At 70.7% G+C, this 18,643-nt stretch carries 16 protein-coding genes and 1 pseudogene; 11 read left to right on the top strand and 6 right to left on the bottom strand.

What is annotated here, in order from left to right; genetic code table 11:
- Window positions 1–511, top strand: a 511-nt coding sequence (locus tag ACFV9O_RS18055) for a transposase (RefSeq protein WP_385418744.1), incomplete at its 5' end; no start/stop codon positions are given.
- A gap of 17 nt (window positions 512–528) precedes the next feature.
- Here the strand turns inward: ACFV9O_RS18055 and ACFV9O_RS18060 are convergent.
- Window positions 529–1,008, bottom strand: a complete 480-nt coding sequence (locus ACFV9O_RS18060) for a hypothetical protein (protein WP_385418747.1) — start codon at window positions 1,006–1,008, stop codon at window positions 529–531.
- A 39-nt stretch (window positions 1,009–1,047) separates the two neighbouring features.
- On the opposite strand from ACFV9O_RS18060, the gene ACFV9O_RS18065 reads away from it, so the two are divergent.
- Window positions 1,048–2,004, top strand: a complete 957-nt coding sequence (locus ACFV9O_RS18065; protein WP_385418749.1) for a helix-turn-helix transcriptional regulator — start codon at window positions 1,048–1,050, stop codon at window positions 2,002–2,004.
- Window positions 2,005–2,130: 126 nt separating this feature from the next.
- On the opposite strand, the gene ACFV9O_RS18070 is transcribed toward ACFV9O_RS18065, so the two are convergent.
- Window positions 2,131–3,030: an NAD(P)-dependent oxidoreductase gene (locus tag ACFV9O_RS18070; protein WP_385418752.1), complete on the bottom strand. Its 900-nt coding sequence runs from the start codon at window positions 3,028–3,030 to the stop codon at window positions 2,131–2,133.
- A gap of 707 nt (window positions 3,031–3,737) precedes the next feature.
- On the opposite strand from ACFV9O_RS18070, the gene ACFV9O_RS18075 reads away from it, so the two are divergent.
- Window positions 3,738–5,141, top strand: a complete 1,404-nt coding sequence (locus tag ACFV9O_RS18075; protein ID WP_385418998.1) for a glycoside hydrolase family 16 protein — start codon at window positions 3,738–3,740, stop codon at window positions 5,139–5,141.
- A gap of 388 nt (window positions 5,142–5,529) precedes the next feature.
- Here the strand turns inward: ACFV9O_RS18075 and ACFV9O_RS18080 are convergent, their stop codons facing one another.
- Window positions 5,530–5,850, bottom strand: a complete 321-nt coding sequence (locus ACFV9O_RS18080) for a GYD domain-containing protein (RefSeq protein ID WP_385418754.1) — start codon at window positions 5,848–5,850, stop codon at window positions 5,530–5,532.
- A gap of 186 nt (window positions 5,851–6,036) precedes the next feature.
- On the opposite strand from ACFV9O_RS18080, the gene ACFV9O_RS18085 reads away from it, so the two are divergent.
- Window positions 6,037–6,549 carry a PaaI family thioesterase gene (locus ACFV9O_RS18085; RefSeq protein ID WP_385418757.1) on the top strand — a complete coding sequence of 171 codons (513 nt, stop codon included), beginning with the start codon at window positions 6,037–6,039 and terminating at the stop codon, window positions 6,547–6,549.
- 92 nt (window positions 6,550–6,641) lie between these two features.
- Here the strand turns inward: ACFV9O_RS18085 and ACFV9O_RS18090 are convergent, their stop codons facing one another.
- Entirely contained in the window at window positions 6,642–8,027 is a 1,386-nt protein-coding gene (locus ACFV9O_RS18090) for a cation:dicarboxylate symporter family transporter (RefSeq protein ID WP_385419000.1), read from the bottom strand.
- Window positions 8,028–8,157: 130 nt separating this feature from the next.
- Here ACFV9O_RS18090 and ACFV9O_RS18095 point away from each other — a divergent pair, with 130 nt between their 5' ends.
- The 3 genes from ACFV9O_RS18095 (at window position 8,158) to ACFV9O_RS18105 (ending at window position 11,445) form a co-directional block, all read left to right on the top strand.
- The gene (locus ACFV9O_RS18095; protein WP_385418759.1) at window positions 8,158–9,783 is read left to right on the top strand and encodes an ATP-binding protein; all 1,626 of its coding nucleotides are present in this window, start codon (window positions 8,158–8,160) and stop codon (window positions 9,781–9,783) included.
- A gap of 79 nt (window positions 9,784–9,862) precedes the next feature.
- A complete protein-coding gene (locus ACFV9O_RS18100; protein WP_385418762.1) occupies window positions 9,863–10,558 on the top strand; it encodes a response regulator in 696 nt (231 codons plus the stop codon).
- 278 nt (window positions 10,559–10,836) lie between these two features.
- Window positions 10,837–11,445 carry a helix-turn-helix domain-containing protein gene (locus ACFV9O_RS18105; protein WP_385419003.1) on the top strand — a complete coding sequence of 203 codons (609 nt, stop codon included), beginning with the start codon at window positions 10,837–10,839 and terminating at the stop codon, window positions 11,443–11,445.
- An 87-nt stretch (window positions 11,446–11,532) separates the two neighbouring features.
- Here ACFV9O_RS18105 and ACFV9O_RS18110 read toward each other — a convergent pair whose 3' ends face one another.
- Complete coding sequence (locus ACFV9O_RS18110) at window positions 11,533–12,558, bottom strand: 6-phosphofructokinase (RefSeq protein ID WP_385418765.1); 1,026 nt, start codon at window positions 12,556–12,558, stop codon at window positions 11,533–11,535.
- Window positions 12,559–12,856: 298 nt separating this feature from the next.
- Here ACFV9O_RS18110 and pta point away from each other — a divergent pair, with 298 nt between their 5' ends.
- The 4 genes and pseudogenes from pta to ACFV9O_RS18130 all read left to right on the top strand — a co-directional run.
- Complete coding sequence (gene pta, locus ACFV9O_RS18115; protein WP_385418768.1) at window positions 12,857–14,938, top strand: phosphate acetyltransferase; 2,082 nt, start codon at window positions 12,857–12,859, stop codon at window positions 14,936–14,938.
- Window positions 14,935–16,161 (top strand): acetate kinase, encoded by a 1,227-nt coding sequence (locus ACFV9O_RS18120; RefSeq protein ID WP_385418770.1) that lies wholly within the window; start codon window positions 14,935–14,937, stop codon window positions 16,159–16,161. Before pta ends, ACFV9O_RS18120 begins: the two co-directional genes overlap by 4 nt.
- Before the next feature lie 74 nt (window positions 16,162–16,235).
- Entirely contained in the window at window positions 16,236–17,669 is a 1,434-nt protein-coding gene (pyk, locus tag ACFV9O_RS18125; RefSeq protein ID WP_385418773.1) for a pyruvate kinase, read from the top strand.
- Between the two features lie 93 nt (window positions 17,670–17,762).
- Window positions 17,763–18,102: pseudogene (locus ACFV9O_RS18130) on the top strand (XRE family transcriptional regulator); the annotation flags it as partial.
- A 70-nt stretch (window positions 18,103–18,172) separates the two neighbouring features.
- On the opposite strand, the gene ACFV9O_RS18135 reads toward ACFV9O_RS18130, so the two are convergent.
- Entirely contained in the window at window positions 18,173–18,586 is a 414-nt protein-coding gene (locus ACFV9O_RS18135) for a hypothetical protein (protein WP_385419006.1), read from the bottom strand.
- Window positions 18,587–18,643 lie beyond the last annotated feature (57 nt).

Consider the following 18,643-nt stretch of genomic DNA (forward strand, 5'->3'; position numbering starts at 1 on the left):
GGTCCAGCTGGTGCAGGGCATACGCACCACCATCCGCACCCTGGACAAGGCCATCGCCGAGGCAGTCGAGACCCACCCCTACGCGCCGTTGTTCGCCAGCATGCCGCGCATCGGCAAGGTCAGCCTCGGACAGGTCATCGGTGAGATCGGCCCGATCCTGGAACGCGCACAGACCTGCGAGCAGCTCATCGCCGAGGCCGGAGTTGTGCCCGTCACCCGCGCCTCGGGAAAGTCCCGCACAGTTGCTTTCCGCTTCGCGACCAACCGAAGGGCCCGCGTCGCGCTGACCACCTTCGCCGACAACAGCCGGCACGGCAGCGGCTGGGCCGCCAAGATCTACAACGACGCTCGGGCCCGCAAGAAGCGACACCCCCACGCCATCCGCATCCTGGCCCGTGCCTGGCTGCGGGTGATGTGGGCATGCTGGCGCGACGGCACCTGCTACGACCCCGTCACCCACCAGGCCAACAACAAGATCAGCACGCCCGCCGACACGCCTCTGGCGGCATAGAGGTTGACTCAGGAAACTCATGAGCGGTCTCCTGTGGTTCCTTCGGTCAACGAGTCGGCGAGATACGCGGCGAGAGAGGGCCGGTCGGGCGCCAGCATGTGGCGGACCCAGGCATCCCGTTCGTGCTGGATGGGCGGCAGCTCCCAGACACAGCCGATCCATGGCGACACGGTCCTGACGAAGTGCGTGGGGTCCAGGTCCGGGCAGCCCAGCACCGGCTGACCGGCCGCCGCGCCGGCAAAGTGAAGGACGTTGTCCCACACCCAGCTGTACGCGTTCAGGTAGGCGCCGTCGTCCGCTCCCCTGTGGAGGACGACGAAGGTGGCGGGAGGCGTGCCGTCCGGGTCCGGCAGGAGCTCGGGGAGGAAGTCGTACGCCGCCTTCTCGACGGCGGGGTCGATTCCGTCGGGGTCGGCGGTGACGTGGTAGCGCTTGACGCTGCGGCCGCCGGCCTCGATCGGCGGCGGTACGCGCAGCAGTTTCTCTGCGAAGGTCATGGCTGGACCGTACGAGCGGTTCACTGACACCTTGTGTCAGTGAAGTCCAGTCGGCTCGTCTCGATGCTCCTGCTGCTCCAGACCCGGGGGCGGATGACCGCCGCACAGCTCGCCGAGGAGCTGGAGGTGTCGGTCCGTACCGTCTACCGGGATGTCGACGCTCTCGCGGCAGCGGGCGTGCCGCTGTACGGGGAGGCGGGTCACGCGGGCGGCTACCGGCTGCTCGCGGGGTACCGCACCCGGCTGACCGGCCTGTCCGCCGGGGAGGCGGGGGCCCTCTTCCTGTCGGGCATCCCGGGGCCCGCGGCCGAACTCGGCCTGGGCGGAGCCCTCGCGGGGGCCGAGCTGAAGCTGCGCGCCGCACTGCCGCCGGCCCTGCGCGAGCAGGCCGACCGGATGCGCGCCCGGTTCCACCTCGACGCGCCCGGCTGGTACGCGGCGGCCGACGAGGTTCCCCATCTGGGTGCGGTCGCCGACGCCGTCCGGCACGGCAAGGTCCTGGCGGTGCGCTACCGCCGCTGGAAGGAGCCCACCGACGTGGACCGCCGCCTGGAGCCGTACGGCCTGGTCCTCAAGGCGGGCCGCTGGTACGTGGTGGCCGGGCCGGGGCCGCGGACCTTCCGGGTCGACCAGATCCTTGAACTCACCACCACGGACGAGACGTTCGAGATCCCCGACGGCTTCGATCTCGCCGACCACTGGCAGCGCTACGAGGCGGACTTCCAGGCCCGCCTGTACCGGGGCGAGGCCGTGGTCCGCCTGACTCCCCAGGCGGCATCCCGCCTCACGGGGGCTCTTGCCCGGGCCCGGGACGACACCGCGGCTGTCGAGCCGGACGGCTGGATCCGCGCGGTGCTGCCCATCGAGTCGGTCGACCATGCCCACGCGCAGTTCCTCGCGCTGGGCGCGGACATCGAAGTCGTCGGACCGCCCGAACTGCGGGCGCGCATCGCCGAGACGGCCCGCACCCTGGCCGCCTGCTACGCCGAGGCCTGACGACCCGGTGGGATCGGTGGTGCGCCGGGGCGCGGACCGGCCCGCGTGCGGTCGCCGGTCCGCACGCACCCGGCGACGGGGCGGCCCGTGCCGCCCCACCCCGCGCGCTGCCGCCGCGAGGCGACGTCACGCCCCTTCGGTGATGGTCCTGTACGTGCTCGCCCAGTCGTCCGCCGCGTGCCCCTTGGCGATCGTCCGGTCCGCCACGGCCTTGATGGACTCCAGGTGGGAGACGTCGAGACCACGGTGGCGCGCCGCGTGGAGGATGTGGTCGACGCCCGCGGCCATCATGCCGAGGTTGGCCTGGACGCCCGGGTAACTGCCCGCGTCGATGTTGGCCGCGAAGGACTCCGCGATGGGCGGGAGGATGTGGACGATGGCGCCGAGGAACGGCGTGATGTCGGCGGCCTTGACCCCGTCGGCCGTGGCCAGGGCGTACGCGTGCACGAGGCCCGAGATGCTGCCGTAGAAGAAGTCCAGCAGGGAGAGGTCGTACAGCGCGGCGAGACCGGGGTCGGTGCCGACGAAGACGGTGTTGCCGCCGAGGGCCTTGAGCGTGGACTCGTGGCGCTCGAAGGCCTGCTGGGAGCCGGAGTGGAAGAGCAGCGCGTCGGGGGTACCGATCACGGGGGTGGGGACCATGACCGCGCCGTCCAGGTACGCGATGGACCGCTCGGCCGCCCAGGCCGCGGTCTCCCGGCAGCGCTCGGGGGTGTCCGAGGTGAGGTTGACCAGGACGCGGCCCCGGAGCGCGTCGGCCAGGGGCTCGAGGATCGCGTTCGCGGCGTCGTAGTCGACGACGCAGACGATGGTCAGCTCGCCGGCGCGGACGGCCTCTTCGGCGGTGGCCGCACGGACCGCGCCGCGGGCGACGAGATCGTCGCCCTTGCCGGGGGTGCGGTTCCAGATGGTGGTGGGGTGGCCCGCGTCGAGGAGGGCTCCGGCGAGAGCCTGGCCCATCGCGCCGAGGCCGATGACGGTCACGGCGGTGGTGGATGCGGTGGTCGCGGTGTTGTCGGTAGGCATACGGATCATGCTTCTGTGCCACGCACAACCACACAAGTACCGACAAAAAAGTCAGGTACTCACCTGGAGGTAAACATCGAGGTCAACGGCCCGTCACCGGCTCAACCGCCCGTTGCCGGGGTCAGCGGCCCGCCGCCGGGGGTCAGCTGCCCCCGTGGGCTGTACCGGCAACAGCGGCTTCCGGGCCACGGGTGAAGGGACCACGATCGACGACACGGCCGACTCACCCGCCGGGTGAGGAGCCGGGCGCCGGTGAGCTGCTGATCGCACCCCTGCCGGAGTTCCCCCGACCTCGAACGGCACTACTGGCGAGCACAACGCCTCTGGGCCGGGTCCTGCTTCGCCGGATCTGTCGGCAGTCCGCCGATACATCGAGCAGCAGAACCGCCCAGCTGTAGAAGAGCATTCCGAAGTGCTGCTGTGGCGCTTCCGCGTCGCGTGTCAAGAATGCGATGCCCCACCGTCCTGTTGAAGGCTGGCAGGGCACCGAAGATCACTGGTGGCGGCAGCGGTCCGACCGGTCATTGCCACCAACCACCATGCAGCTTCGGGAAGTTGACGGAGCGAAGTCATTGACGGCTGCCCTGGCTCCATCTACAAAACCTTTGAGAGCGCTCTCAAGCCCCCCTCGGCACCATCCCCTCCGGAGGTGTTCCTTGAGTACGAGCCGCATCAGACGCACTCCCCTGTTCAGCGCACTCCTCGCCATGGCCGTCGCACTCGCCGGATTCCTCGCCGTCAGCGGCGCAGGAACGGCGCGCGGTGCCGTACCGCCCGCACCCGGCTGGACCCTGCAGTGGAGCGACGACTTCACCGGACCCGACCGGTCCCTGCCGTCCTCCACCAACTGGCAGATCGACACCGGCCACGCCTATCCCGGCGGCCCCGCCAACTGGGGCACCGGTGAGATCCAGAACTACACGTCGAGCCCCGACAACCTGAGCCTCGACGGCAGCGGCAATCTCCGTATGACCCCGCTCCGGGACGGCGCGGGCAACTGGACCTCCGCCCGGATCGAGACCCGCCGCGCCGACTTCAAGGCCCCGGCCGGCGGCACCCTGCGCATCGAGGGCCGGATCCAGATGCCGAACGTGACCGGCGACGCCGCCCTGGGCTACTGGCCGGCCTTCTGGGCACTCGGCGCGCCCTACCGGGGCAACTACTGGAACTGGCCGGGCATCGGCGAGTTCGACATCATGGAGAACGTCAACGGCATCAACTCCGTGTGGGGCGTGCTGCACTGCGGCGTGAACCCGGGCGGCCCCTGCAACGAGACGACGGGCATCGGCGCCAGCCGCACCTGCCCCGGCGCGAGCTGCCAGTCGGCCTTCCACACCTACCGCTTCGAGTGGGACCGGTCCGTCTCCCCCAACGAGCTGCGCTGGTACGTGGACGACCAGCTCTTCCACAGCGTGAACCAGAGCCGGGTCGACGCCGGCACCTGGGCCAACATGACCGACCACGCGGGATACTTCATCCTCCTCAACCTCGCGATCGGCGGCGCCTTCCCGGACGCGCTGGCCGGGAAGACCCCGACCGCCGCGACCGTCCCGGGCCGGCCGATGCTCGTCGACTACGTCGCCGTCTGGACGCGGGGCGGCAGCACCACCCCGCCGGACCCGACCGACCCGCCGCCGTCCGGGTCCTCACAGCTGTACCTGCGTACGGGCGGCGCCGCCGGTGACGCGGCCGCCTCGTCCTCGACGGTCACGCTCACATCCGCCGGCGGCGCGAACCACGACGGCACTCCGTACAACCCGCAGGTGTTCACGTCCGGCCCGATCACGCGGACGTACGACGGCGGCTCGACGCAGTTCGACCTGTTCGTGGACGCGGGCACGACGGTCGCCAACGGCCAGCAGATGAGGGTGAGTTACGACCGCACGGGAGACGGGACCTGGGACCGTACGGAGACGTACCACTACTTCGCCACCGATCCCGTGCCGGGATACGAGCACTACACGCAGGCGCGCGGCCTCCAGTCGGCCACCGGTACGCACGGCAACCTGACGGGCGGCAAGGTGCGCGTCGAGGTGTGGAGCGCGATCGGCAACGGCAGCAGCACGCTCGGCATCGGCAACCAGTCCGTCGTCAGAATCCCCTTCGGCTGACGAGGAGTCGACGTGAATCCTCCGTTACGCCGCGTGCTGGCGGGGGCGGCCGCCGCGCTGTTCCTGGCCACGGCGGGATGGGCGACGGATCGCGACGACAGCGGCTCCGGCCAACCCGAACACGCCGGCCGCGCGCAGTCGCCGGACGGGCATGACCCGTCGAACTCACCGGAGCAATCCAGGTGAGAGTCCCAGCCACCCTGGCGGGAGAACTCCAACACAAGGGCATCACCGAGCCCTGAACCACGCCTGTACGGCGCACCTGCGGGGGTTGCGCCGTACAGGCAACGACCTGGCCACCTCCCCCGACCAGAATCCGGCCGCCCGCTGGTCCTGCGTCGGCCGGCCGGAGTCCCGAGCGGCGGGACACCCGGCTCCGGGGGCCCGATCAGGCCCCCGGAGCCCGGAAGTCGACCGTCTTCTTCGTGGCCGCGTCGATGGCCTCCACGCTGATCAGGGGGATGACCCTGGACTTCACCGCTCCGGTGGCGCGGACGGTCATGGCGGTGGCGACCATGCAGACGTCGTCGGGCATGTCGATGACGCAGTAGAGATCGTCGTCGCCGAAGGCGAAGTACATCCACTCGAGGGTGCCCCCGCACGACCGGATGACCTGCTCCACGGCCTGCCTGCGGCCCGTGCCGCCCTCCTTGAGCAGGCCCTTGGTTCCCTCTGCGGTGTAGCTGGCCTGGACGAGGTACTTCGGCATGCGCCTCTCCCGTTGCTCCGAGGTTTCGATGCGCCGCGGTGTGCGGCCACGGTCTCACCTTTGGGCACCCGTGGTCCTCCGGCCATCCATAGACCCCCGCCCGTGGCCCCTCCATGTCGGAAACCGTATCGATCGCGTCGGATACGACACTCGCCTCGTGCTGGGCGGCGGGGTTGGATTCCCGGTATGAGCATGGACACCAGCACCCGGACCCGTACGCACACCTGGGGCGCGCCGGTACGGCCGACCGGCGACGTACTGAGGATGACCGGCCGCGAGATCCTCCAGGGCGGGATCGACGGCCGCTTCCCCGCCGCGCCGATCATGAGCACGCTCGGATTCCGCTTCGTGGCGGTCGGGGACGGTCTCGCCGTCTTCGAGACCGAGCACGGCGAGCACCTCCACAACCCGATGGGCAGCGTGCACGGCGGCTATCTCGCCGCGGTGATGGACGCCGCGCTCGGCTCGGCGGTGATGAGCCGGCTGCCCGCGGGCTCCACCTACACCACGACGCAGCTCAATCTGAATCTGATCCGGCCGGTCTTCGCCGGAACTCCGCCGCTGCGGGTCACGGGCACGGCCCTGCACGTGGGGCGGACGACGGCGACGGCCGAGGCGCGGGTCGTGGGGACCGAGGACGGGAAGCTGTACGCGCACGGGACGACGACCTGCGCCGTGTTCTCGTTCCCGACGGGCTGAGTACGGGTTTCCGGCGGGCTGAGTACGGGCCGGTACGGGCGCACGGGTGCGGGCCCCGGCTCGGTGCCGGGGCCCGCAGGGGGTGGTGAGGGTCAGGCCTTCGCCTTCACCAGCTCGTCCTCGTCGTCCCGCGGTTCGGGGACGTCCGCGGAGGCGCCGCCGGCCGGGGCGTGGTCGTCGACGAAGGTCTCCTCGTCGAACGGGATGCGTCCGGCGAGGACTTCGGCGGCCCGCTGCTTGTCGATCTCCTTGGTCCAGGTCCCGACGAGGACCGTGGCGACCGCGTTGCCCGCGAAGTTGGTGAGGGCGCGGGCCTCGCTCATGAAGCGGTCGATGCCGACGATGAGGCCAACGCCGTCGACCAGTTCGGGCCTGTGCGACTGCAGGCCGCCCGCCAGGGTCGCCAGCCCGGCGCCGGTGACGCCCGCCGCACCCTTCGACGCGATCACCATGAAGACGAGCAGCGAGATCTGCTCGGCGATCGAGAGCGGATTGCCCATCGCCTCGGCCACGAAGAGCGACGCCATCGTCAGATAGATGGCGGTGCCGTCCAGGTTGAAGGAGTAGCCGGTCGGTACGGTGATGCCGACGACGGGCTTCGAGACGCCCATGTGCTCCATCTTGGCGATGAGCCGCGGCAGGGCGGACTCCGACGACGAGGTGGAGAGGATGAGCAGGAACTCTCGGCCCAGGTACTTCAGCAGCGAGAACAGGTTCACCCCGGCGATCAGGCGCAGCAGCGTGCCCAGGACGACGAAGACGAAGAGCGCACAGGTGATGTAGAAGCCGATCATGATGACCGCGAGCGACTTCAGGGCGTCGACGCCGGTCTCGCCGACCACCGCCGCGATCGCGCCGAAGGCACCCACGGGGGCCGCCCACATGATCATCGCCAGGATGCGGAACACGAGCTTCTGGATGTGTCCGACACCGCGCAGGATCGGCTCACCGGCCGGTCCCATGGCCTGCAGCGCGAAGCCCGCGAGGAGAGCGACGAGCAGGGTCTGCAGCACCTCGCCCTCAGTGAATGCGGAGACCAGGGTCGTCGGAATGATCCCGAGGAGGAAGTCGGCAGTGCTCTCGTGCGCCCCCGCCGCCTGCTTCTCGCCGGCGGCCTTCACGGCCTCCGTGAGGTGCAGGCCCGAGCCCGGGTCCAGCAGGTTGCCCACGATCAGGCCGATGGCGAGCGCCACCGTCGACATGACCAGGAAGTAGCCGAGGGCGAGACCGCCGACCGCGCCGACCTTGGCGGCCTTGCGGACCGATCCGACGCCGAGGACGATCGTGCAGAAGATGATCGGGGAGATCATCATCTTGATCAGGTTCACGAAGCCGGTGCCGAGCGGTTTGAGCTCGACGGCGACGCCGGGTGCGGCGAAGCCCACGACGATGCCGAGGACGACGGCGCCGATGACTGCGAGATAGAGATAATGGGTGCGGTCCCGCCTTGCGGCTGCTGGTGGGGTTGCCACGGGGATTCCTCCTCGGCCTGACGAACATCCACGTCCCGGCGGATGTCCTCGATGCCGCGACTATTCATCAGCCTGTGACCCCGGTCACCCTTACGTACGTTTCGTTCACACGAAATCGGCCAGGCAGACTTACGGCATGTACGTACCGCGCCTCCGCAGCCTCGCCGGCCAGCTCTTCGCGATGCAGGTCGTGCTGGTCGCCGCGATCGTGGCCGGGTTCGCGTTCTTCACGTACGTCACCGGCCGCGCGCAGGCCGAGGAGACCGCGCGGCGGCAGACGACGGCGACCGCGACGGCCGTGGCGGACTCTCCGTCGGTGGTGGCCGCGGCGCGGTCCGCCGACCCGACGGCGGTGCTCCAGCCGTATGCGGAGAGGCTGCGGAAGGACTCGGGCGTCACCTTCGTGGTGATCATGGCGCCGGACGGGACGCGGTGGACGCATCCGGAGCCGGGCGAGATCGGCCGCACGTATCTGGGGCACATCGACGAGGCGCTGCGCGGGCGCACGTACTCGGAGACGTACACGGGGACGCTGGGGCCTTCGGTACGGACTGTGGCACCGGTGCGGGACAGTGGCCGGATCGTTGCGCTCGTGAGCGCGGGCATCACCATCGACAGGATCAGCGAGCAGGTGCGGCAGCAGCTGACCGCGCTCCTGGGGATGGCGGGCGCGGCGCTGGTGCTCGGCGGGGTCGGTACGTATGTGATCAACGCGCGGCTGCGGCGGCACACGCACGGGATGAACGCGGCGGAGCTGAGCGCCATGCACGACTACCACCAGGCCACGCTGCACGCGGTGCGCGAGGGCCTGTTGATGCTGGACGGACGGCGCCGGATCGCCCTGATCAACGACGGCGCCCGGGAGTTGCTCGGGCTGGACGCGGACGCGGTGGGCCGGGGCGTCGACGAACTGGGGCTGCCGCCCGGGCTCACGGGCGCGCTGCTGTCGAGCGAGCCGCGCGTCGACGAGCTGCATCTGACCGCGGACCGGGTGCTCGTCGTCTCCACGCAGCCGGTGGTGGGCGGCGAACGCAGGGGTACGGTCGTGACGCTGCGGGACCACACCGAACTCCAGGCCCTCACGGGCGAACTGGACTCGGAGCGCGGGTTCACCCAGGCCCTGCGCGCCCAGGCCCATGAGGCGGCGAACCGCCTCCACACCGTCGTCTCCCTCATCGAACTGGGCCGCGTGGACGAGGCGGTCCGGTTCGCCACGGCCGAGCTGGAGCTGGCCCAGGCCCTCACGGACCGCGTCGTCACCGCGGTCGCCGAACCGGTCCTGGCCGCCCTCCTGCTGGGCAAGGCCGCCCAGGCCAACGAGAGCGGCGTCGAACTCGTCCTCACCGACGACAGCCGCCTCGACGACGGCGTCCTCCCCCCGTGGCTCCCCCAGCGCGACCTGGTCACCATCCTCGGCAACCTGATCGACAACGCGGTCGAGGCGGCGTCGGGCGCGGGCGGCGTGCCCGCGCAACGCGCCACCGGGGCGGCCCGGGCACGGGTCACCGTCACCGTCCGCACCGACCACGACGAACTCGTCCTGCGCGTCGCCGACACCGGGCCGGGGGTGCGCCCCGGCGACACGGACGCCGTGTTCCGGCGCGGCTGGTCGACCAGGGGCCCGGGTCGCGGCCTGGGACTGGCACTGGTCCGCCAGGCCGCGCATCGTGGGCGGGGAACGGTGGAGGTGGGCCAAGGAGCGGACGGGGGCGCGGAGTTCACTGTGAGGCTGCCGCTGCGGGCCGCGGAGGTGAGCACATGAGCCGGCCGGGGGTCCGGGGGTTGCCCCCGGAAGAACACAGCACCGTGAGGCTGCCGCTGCGAGCCGCGGAGGTGAGCACATGAGCCCGACCGCCGATGACGGCATACGCGTGCTCGTCGTCGAGGACGACCCCGTCGCCGCCGACGCGCACACACTCTATGTCGGGCGCGTGCCGGGGTTCACCGTCGCCGGGGTGGCGCATTCGCGCGCCGAGGCGCACCGGGTGCTGGAGCGGACGCCCGTCGATCTGATCCTGCTGGACCTCTACCTGCCCGACGGGCACGGGCTCCAGCTGCTGCGCGCGCTGCGCGCCGCGGGCCACTCCGCCGACGTCATCGCCGTCACGTCCGCCCGTGACCTCGCGATCGTCCGCGAGGGCGTGTCGCTCGGGGTCGTCCAGTACGTCCTCAAGCCCTTCACCTTCGCCACGCTCCGCGACCGGCTCGACCGGTACGCCGAGTTCCGCGCGAGCGCCGGCGAGGCGTCGGGACAGGACGAGGTGGACCGGGCGCTCGCGACGCTCCGCACGCCCCAGCCGGCCGCGCTCCCCAAGGGCCTCAGCGGGCCCACGCTCGAGGCCGTGACCCGCACGCTCCGTGACGCCCCCGCCGGGCTCACCGCGGCCGAGGCCGGCGCGGCCGTCGGGATCTCGCGGATCACCGCGCGCCGCTATCTGGAGCACCTGGTCACCGCGGGCAGGGCGGCCCGCAGCCCCCAGTACGGGCAGATCGGCCGCCCCGAGCTCCAGTACCGCTGGATCCCGTCCGGCCGCTGAATCCTCCGGAGGGTGCCTGCTCCGATGGCGCCTGTTCCGAGGGTGCCTGTGCCCCGGACGCCTGCCGACCGGTGTCTACCCGCTGGTACGCTACGCGTGTCGACCCGTCCGTCTCCGGCACGGAACCGGGCCCCCGCATTTCTGGACGTTCCTACGAGTTGTGACCTTGGGTGAACGCACCGTAGTCAGAATGCCCTTTCCGCTCCTAGCGTGTGCCCGTGCACTCCACCCCGCCCTTCAACGCCCCCGCCGCCCGCCGACTGCGCGAGGCGCTGGGAATGGCTCCCGGCCACGTCGCCTACGGTCTCCATGCTCAGTACGGACTCCAGATCGCCCCGGACATCGTGGTGGCCTGGGAACGGGGACAGCTGGCGCCGAACTCCCAGGAGCTGACGGCGCTGGCCGGAGTGCTGTGGTGTGCGCCCGGTGACCTGCTGGGCGCGGCCAGGACCCTGCGCGAGCACCGGATGGCGCGGGCCATGACCGTGGAGGACCTCGCCCGCCGGGTGGGGATGGACGTGTCCTCGTACCGGAAGACGGAGGAAGCGAACCGCTGGCGCGGCAGCGAACGCCAGACCGCCGCCCTCGCCGAGGCCCTCTCGCTCTCACCGCGCGAGCTGCTCACCGCCACCGGCCGTAACGACGAGCTGGCGGAGCTGCTGCGCAGCGCGGCGACGACGCGGTGGCAGGCGTACGTACGCCCGGTCGCGAAGCTGCTGCCGATGCCGAAGCGGCATCTCGAGGCCGTACTGCAGCAGCTGCACGCGGACTACCAGGCGCGCATGGTGACGACGTCCAGCTGGGGCGCGTCGGGCGGCACGGGCGAGTCGGGCAGGGAGTTCCTCGACCGGGTCGTGGACCACTTCTGGGAGCTGGCCCCGGGGTAGGGCTCCGTGACCCGTCCGGCGATCGGGCCCGTGCTCAGGCGCCGTGAGGCCTCAGAAGCCTCAGCAACCTCAGAGGCCTCACAAGCCTCAGAAGACCGACTCCGCCTCGAAGACCCGGTCCTGCGGCACCGTCTTCAGCTGCGCCACCGCCTCCGCCAGCGGCACCAGCGTGACCTGCGAGCCCCGCAACGCGGTCATCTTGCCGAACTCGCCGCGGTGCACGGCCTCCACCGCGTGCCAGCCGAAGCGGGTCGCGAGGACCCGGTCGTACGCGGTGGGGACGCCGCCGCGCTGGACGTGGCCGAGGATGACCGGACGCGCCTCCTTGCCGAGCCGGTGCTCGAGCTCGATGGCGAGCCGGTTGCCGATGCCGGCGAAGCGCTCGTGGCCGTACTGGTCGATCGCGCCCTTCTCGTACGGCATCGACCCCTCGGCCGGATGCGCGCCCTCCGCGACGCAGACGACCGCGAACTTCTTGCCGCGGGCGAAGCGCTCCTCGACCATCTTCACCAGGTCGTCGACCTCGAAGGGCCGCTCGGGCAGGCAGATTCCGTGCGCGCCGCCCGCCATGCCGGACTCCAGCGCGATCCAGCCCGCGTGCCGGCCCATCACCTCGACGACCATGACCCGCTGGTGGGACTCGGCGGTGGTCTTGAGCCGGTCGATGGCCTCGGTGGCGACCGTGACCGCGGTGTCGAAGCCGAAGGTGCGGTCGGTGGCGGAGATGTCGTTGTCGATCGTCTTGGGCACGCCGACGACGGGCATGCCGGCGTCGGCCAGCATCCGGGCGGCGGTCAGCGTGCCCTCGCCGCCGATGGGGATGAGCGCGTCGAGGCTGTAGCGGCGGGCCAACTCCTCGCAGTTCTCGGCGGCTTCGCGCAGCCGGGCGCGCTCGAGCCGGGCGGAGCCGAGGATCGTGCCGCCGCGGGCGAGGATGCCGCTGACGGCGTTGAGGTCGAGGGGACGGTAGTGGCCGTCGAGCAGGCCCTTGAACCCGTCCTCGAAGCCGATGACTTCATCGCCGTGGCCGGTCAGGGCACGGTGCACGACCGACCGGATCACTGCGTTCAGGCCGGGGCAGTCGCCGCCTGCGGTGAGGACTCCGATGCGCATCGTGCTGTGTCTCCTGCTCGCTGGTGATACATGTGAGCGGTTTCGATTCTCACACGCCGGGTCCGGACCGCGCCCTCCGACGACCCCCGCCGATACCGGGTGTACGCAGCGGGCGCCCTACCCACCCCCGGAGGTATTGTCAAGAGGGCAACGCCACCCTATCGGGGTTTTTCGAGCACGCGAGCGGGACGCCGAGCAGCGCTCGGGGCCCCGGGGCCGGCGTCCGGGCCCGGCGCTCGTAGGCGCACACCGCTGGACACACCTCACATCACACACGACACAGAACAGGAGAGCACGCGTGACGCGCAGCGTGTACGTGACCGGGATCGACCGGGGGGACGGTCGCCAGGTGGTCGAGCTGGGGGTCATGGAGCTCCTGACCCGCCAGGTGGACCGGGTGGGGGTGTTCCGGCCTCTGGTCCACGACGGACCCGACCGCCTGTTCGATCTGCTGCGCGCCCGCTACCGGCTCTCGCAGGATCCGTCGACCGTGTACGGCATGGACTACCACGACGCCGCGGCGCTCCAGGCCGAGAAGGGCACCGACGAGCTGGTCTCCCAGCTCGTCGACCGCTTCCTCGCGGTGGCGCGCGACTACGAGGTGGTCATCGTCCTCGGCACGGACTTCCACGCCACCCAACTCCCCGACGAGCTGGCGCTGAACGCGCGGCTGGCCAACGAGTTCGGCGCCTCGGTCATACCTGTGGTGGGCGGCAAGGGCCAGGCGGCCGAGTCCGTACGCGCCGAGGCCCGCAACGCCCACCGCGCCTATGAGGTGCTGGGCTGCGACATCCTCGCGATGGTCGTGAACCGGGTGGCGCCCGAGGACCGTGAGGCGATCGCCGAGCGGCTCACGGCCCGGCTGCCCGTCCCCTGCTACGTCCTGCCGGACGAGCCCGCGCTCGCCGCGCCCACGGTCGCCCAGATCACCCACGCCCTGGGGGCCAGCGTGCTGCTCGGGGACGACTCCGGTCTCGCCCGGGACGCGCTGGACTTCGTCTTCGGCGGCGCCTTGCTGCCGAACCTGCTGAAGGCCCTGACCCCCGGCTGCATGGTCGTCACTCCGGGTGATCGCGCCGACCTCGTGGTCGGCGCGCTCGCCGCGCACTCCGCGGGCACCCCGCCCATCGCGGGCCTGCTGCTCACCCTCGACGAACGCCCCGCCGACTCGATCCTGGCCCTGGCGTCCCGGCTCGCCCCGGGCACCCCGGTGATCTCGGTGCCCGGCTACTCCTTCCCCACCGCGGCCGAACTCTTCGCGATGGAAGGCAAGTTGAACGCGGCGACCCCGCGCAAGGCGGAGACCGCGCTCGGTCTCTTCGAGCGCTACGTCGACACGGCGGGCCTGCTCGGGCGGGTCGAGGTGGCCCGGACCGGCCGGGTCACGCCGATGATGTTCGAGTACGACCTGCTGGAACAGGCCCGCGCCGGCCGCCGGCGCGTCGTGCTCCCCGAAGGCACCGAGGAGCGGGTGCTGCGCGCCGCCGACGTCCTGCTGCGCCGCGACGTCTGCGAGCTGACCCTGCTCGGCGACACGGACGTCATCCGCAAGAAGGCGGCGGACCTCGGCATCGACCTCTCCGCCACCCAGCTGATCGACCCGGTGACCTCCGAACTGCGCCAGCCCTTCGCCGAGCGGTACGCCGGGATGCGCGCACACAAGGGCGTCACCGTGGAGCTGGCGTACGACGTCGTCGCGGACGTGAACTACTTCGGCACGCTGATGGTCCAGGAGGGCCTGGCCGACGGCATGGTCTCCGGCTCGGTCCACTCGACGGCCGCGACCATCCGCCCGGCCTTCGAGATCATCAAGACGAAGCCGGACGCGTCGATCGTGTCGTCCGTCTTCTTCATGTGCCTCGCCGACAAGGTGCTGGTGTACGGCGACTGCGCGGTCAACCCGGACCCGGACGCCGAGCAGCTCGCCGACATCGCCGTGCAGTCGGCGGCCACGGCGGCCCGCTTCGGGGTCGAGCCGCGGATCGCGATGCTGTCGTACTCCACCGGCACGTCGGGCTCCGGCGCGGACGTCGACAAGGTCCGTGAGGCCACCAAGCTGGTCCGCGAGCGCCACCCCGAGCTGAAGATCGAGGGTCCGATCCAGTACGACGCGGCGGTCGCGCCGTCCGTCGCGGCGACCAAGCTGCCGGGCTCCGAGGTGGCGGGCCAGGCGACCGTGCTGATCTTCCCCGACCTCAACACCGGCAACAACACCTACAAGGCCGTGCAGCGCTCGGCCGGAGCGGTGGCCGTGGGACCGGTGCTGCAGGGCCTGCGCAAGCCGGTCAACGACCTCTCGCGCGGCGCGCTGGTCAGCGACATCGTCAACACGGTCGCGATCACCGCGATCCAGTCCCAGGGTCAGGAGCTCCCCGTATGACCGCCACTCGCGTTCTCGTCCTCAACTCCGGCTCGTCGTCGGTGAAGTACCAGCTGCTGGACATGCGCGACAGCTCGCGGCTCGCCGTGGGCCTCGTCGAGCGGATCGGCGAGCAGACGTCCCGGCTGGTGCACACCCCGATGGCCGGCACGGCCTCCGGCGGTGCCGGGAAACGTGAGCGCACGGGCCCGATCGCGGACCACGACGCGGCGCTGAAGGCGGTCGCCGAGGAGCTGACGCAGGACGGGCTCGGCCTCGACTCCCCCGAGCTCGCGGCGATCGGCCACCGGGTGGTGCACGGCGGGCTGAAGTTCGCCGCGCCCACCGTGATCACCGACGAGGTGCTGGCGGAGATCGAGCGGCTGGTCCCGGTGGCACCCCTGCACAACCCGGCGAACATCACGGGCATCCGTACCGCCCAGGCGCTGCGCCCCGATCTGCCGCAGGTCGCGGTGTTCGACACGGCGTTCCACACGACGATGCCGGAGTACGCGGCGCGGTACGCGATCGACGTCGAGACCGCGGACGCGCACCGGATCCGCCGCTACGGCTTCCACGGCACCTCGCACGCGTACGTCTCCCGCCGGACCGCCGCGCTGCTCGGCAGGGCCCCGGAGGACGTCAACGTCATCGTGCTGCACCTGGGCAACGGCGCCTCGGCGTCGGCGGTCGCCGGTGGCCGCTGTGTCGACACGTCGATGGGACTGACCCCGCTGGAGGGGCTGGTCATGGGGACGCGCTCGGGCGACATCGACCCGGCGGTCACCTTCCACCTCAAGCGGGTGGCGGGGATGTCCGAGGACGACGTCGACGTCCTGCTCAACAAGAAGAGCGGCCTGGTGGGGCTGTGCGGTGACAACGACATGCGGGAGATCCGCCGCCGTATCGACGAGGGCGACGAGCGGGCGCGCCTCGCGTTCGAGATCTACATCCACCGGCTGAAGAAGTACATCGGCGCCTACTACGCGGTCCTCGGCCGGGTGGACGCGGTCGTGTTCACCGCGGGCGTCGGCGAGAACGCGGCTCCGGTGCGGGAAGCCGCCGTCGCCGGCCTCGAGGAGCTCGGACTTGTGGTGGACGCGGACCTCAACGCCGTACGGTCGGACGAGCCGCGGATCGTCTCGCCACAGGACGCGCGGGTGGCGGTCGCGGTGGTGCCGACGGACGAGGAACTGGAGATCGCGCAGCAGACCTTCGCGCTGGTCGGCGGGGCCCTCGACTGAGCAGACACCCGCCCATTTGTATTTTCCGCCAGATGGAATATTCCGCATAGAAACAAACCGATAGGATCCGCCTTATGCGCCGTTCCAAAATCGTCTGCACACTGGGCCCCGCCGTCGACTCCTACGAGCAGCTGAAAGCGCTCATCGAGGCCGGCATGAACGTGGCCCGTTTCAACATGAGCCACGGAACCCAGGCAGAGCACCAGGAGCGGTACGACCGTCTCCGCAGGGCGGTGGCGGAGACCGGCCGCGCCGTGGGTGTGCTCGCCGACCTCCAGGGCCCCAAGATCCGGCTGGAGACCTTCGCCGAGGGACCGGTCGAACTGCTCCGCGGGGACGAGTTCACGATCACCATCGAGGACGTCCCCGGTGACAAGTCCATCTGCGGCACCACGTACAAGGGTCTGCCCGGCGACGTCTCCAAGGGCGACCAGATCCTCATCAACGACGGCAATGTCGAACTCCGGGTCACCGAGGTCGACGGCGCACGCGTCAAGACCATCGTGATCGAGGGCGGGGTCATCTCCGACCACAAGGGCATCAATCTGCCCGGCACGGCGGTCAATGTCCCGGCCCTGTCCGAGAAGGACGTCGAGGACCTGCGCTTCGCCCTGCGGATGGGCTGCGACATGGTCGCGCTCTCCTTCGTCCGCGACGCCAACGACGTCAAGGACGTCCACAAGGTGATGGACGAGGAGGGCCGCCGGGTCCCGGTCATCGCCAAGGTGGAGAAGCCGCAGGCCGTCGAGAACATGGCGGACGTCGTCGCGGCGTTCGACGCGGTGATGGTGGCCCGCGGCGACCTGGCCGTCGAGTACCCGCTGGAGCGGGTCCCGATGGTGCAGAAGCGGCTCATCGAGCTGTGCCGCCGCAACGCCAAGCCGGTGATCGTCGCGACCCAGATGATGGAGTCGATGATCACCAACTCCCGCCCGACCCGCGCCGAGGCGTCCGATGTCGCCAACGCGATCCTGGACGGCGCGGACGCGGTCATGCTCTCGGCGGAGTCGAGCGTGGGCGCGTACCCGATCGAGACCGTCAAGACGATGTCCAAGATCGTCTCTGCGGCCGAGGAGGAGCTCCTCTCCAAGGGCCTCCAGCCCCTGGTCCCGGGCAAGAAGCCGCGCACCCAGGGCGGTTCGGTCGCCCGCGCGGCCTGCGAGATCGCCGACTTCCTCGGCGGCCGCGCCCTGGTCGCCTTCACTCAGTCCGGCGACACGGCCCGCCGGCTCTCCCGCTACCGGGCCCAGCAGCCGATCCTGGCCTTCACGACGGAGGAGTCGACCCGCAACCAGCTCACCCTGAGCTGGGGCGTCGAGCCCTTCATCGCCCCGTTCGTGGAGACCACGGACGCGATGGTCGACCTGGTCGACGCGGCCCTGCTGAAGCTCCAGCGCTTCAACGAGGGCGACATCATGATCATCACCGCGGGCTCCCCTCCGGGCGTCCCGGGCACGACGAACATGGTGCGGGTGCACCACCTGGGCGGCGGCAACAAGCCTGCCTGACGCCTTCGGGCACGTACGACCATGGGGCCGCACCCCGGGTGGGGGTGCGGCCCTCGGGCTGTCGGCGTCCATGGTCGGATACGCGGCAAGGAACGCTTCCTGCTGGGAGACCCCGACGCGGAGGTCACCCGCCGGCGCGAGGCCATCGAGGACGTGGCGCTCAGTGTGTCCACGGGTCACCGTGGAGAACTTGGAGCGTCTTGGCCCCATGGACGGCCTGGAGACACGTCTCAGCAGCGCGGACGACGCCGTGAACCACGTATCCCTGTCTGTGTTCCGCTTCGACCACGACGCCCTCGTCACACCGCACCTGGCGAGGCTCGTCGGCCATGACTCTCCGCTGCTGCATTTGCGCCGCCAGGGCGACGGCGGGATGTTCGACAGGTTCGCGGAACATGCGGAGGAGCTGTGGGGGCGAGGCGTGACTCTCTGAGCTCACGGAAGGCGCGGGCGGCACCCCAGTTGGTCCTGAGGTGCCGCCCTTCACCCACGCGTAGGCGGGCTCAGTTGACGGTGCCTGACTCCACCGGAAATTCCGGAGGCCATGGCTTGGACGGGTCGTACAAGGACTCCCGCTCCCCCATCAGCTCGTATTCCGCCTCACGCCAACTCGGGTTGCCCCCTACGACGAAGCTGTCGCCGTCGCGCTCCAGCATCCAGGTGTACGCGGCGTCCTCCGCCGGGATCCCGTGCCGATCGCTCACCACCGCGAACTCGGCGGCAGTAGCCCGTCGGATGTGGAGCCCATTCCCGTAAATGGGCTTGAGGAACATCAGCTCCACATGCCCGATGTAGACCTCGATCCGTGTCGTGGTCTGGTCCACCAGCGTCGCGTCACTCTGCAGGAAGAGCTGCCGGTGTGAGGGGTTGAAGCGGACGACTCGGAACAGCCGCCCCTCGCGGATAAGGTCTGTCATAGCCGCCATGCTCCCTTCACTCGGGCACCAGCTCTCCGTTGGGGTACCGGAATCGCT

Origin of the sequence: Streptomyces sp. NPDC059909 (genome assembly GCF_042730885.1) — a bacterium.
Lineage (GTDB): Bacteria > Actinomycetota > Actinomycetes > Streptomycetales > Streptomycetaceae > Streptomyces.

What these genes read in the sequence shown, in the direction of transcription:
- ACFV9O_RS18060 (WP_385418747.1), bottom strand. Translation starts at nt 1,008, where the DNA reads ATGACCTTCGCAGAGAAACTGCTGCGCGTACCGCCGCCGATCGAGGCC.
- ACFV9O_RS18070 (WP_385418752.1), bottom strand. Translation starts at nt 3,030, where the DNA reads ATGCCTACCGACAACACCGCGACCACCGCATCCACCACCGCCGTGACC.
- ACFV9O_RS18075 (WP_385418998.1), top strand. Translation starts at nt 3,738, where the DNA reads ATGGCCGTCGCACTCGCCGGATTCCTCGCCGTCAGCGGCGCAGGAACG.
- ACFV9O_RS18080 (WP_385418754.1), bottom strand. Translation starts at nt 5,850, where the DNA reads ATGCCGAAGTACCTCGTCCAGGCCAGCTACACCGCAGAGGGAACCAAG.
- ACFV9O_RS18085 (WP_385418757.1), top strand. Translation starts at nt 6,037, where the DNA reads ATGAGCATGGACACCAGCACCCGGACCCGTACGCACACCTGGGGCGCG.
- ACFV9O_RS18095 (WP_385418759.1), top strand. Translation starts at nt 8,158, where the DNA reads ATGTACGTACCGCGCCTCCGCAGCCTCGCCGGCCAGCTCTTCGCGATG.
- ACFV9O_RS18100 (WP_385418762.1), top strand. Translation starts at nt 9,863, where the DNA reads ATGAGCCCGACCGCCGATGACGGCATACGCGTGCTCGTCGTCGAGGAC.
- ACFV9O_RS18105 (WP_385419003.1), top strand. Translation starts at nt 10,837, where the DNA reads ATGGCTCCCGGCCACGTCGCCTACGGTCTCCATGCTCAGTACGGACTC.
- ACFV9O_RS18110 (WP_385418765.1), bottom strand. Translation starts at nt 12,558, where the DNA reads ATGCGCATCGGAGTCCTCACCGCAGGCGGCGACTGCCCCGGCCTGAAC.
- ACFV9O_RS18120 (WP_385418770.1), top strand. Translation starts at nt 14,935, where the DNA reads ATGACCGCCACTCGCGTTCTCGTCCTCAACTCCGGCTCGTCGTCGGTG.
- pyk (WP_385418773.1), top strand. Translation starts at nt 16,236, where the DNA reads ATGCGCCGTTCCAAAATCGTCTGCACACTGGGCCCCGCCGTCGACTCC.
- ACFV9O_RS18135 (WP_385419006.1), bottom strand. Translation starts at nt 18,586, where the DNA reads ATGACAGACCTTATCCGCGAGGGGCGGCTGTTCCGAGTCGTCCGCTTC.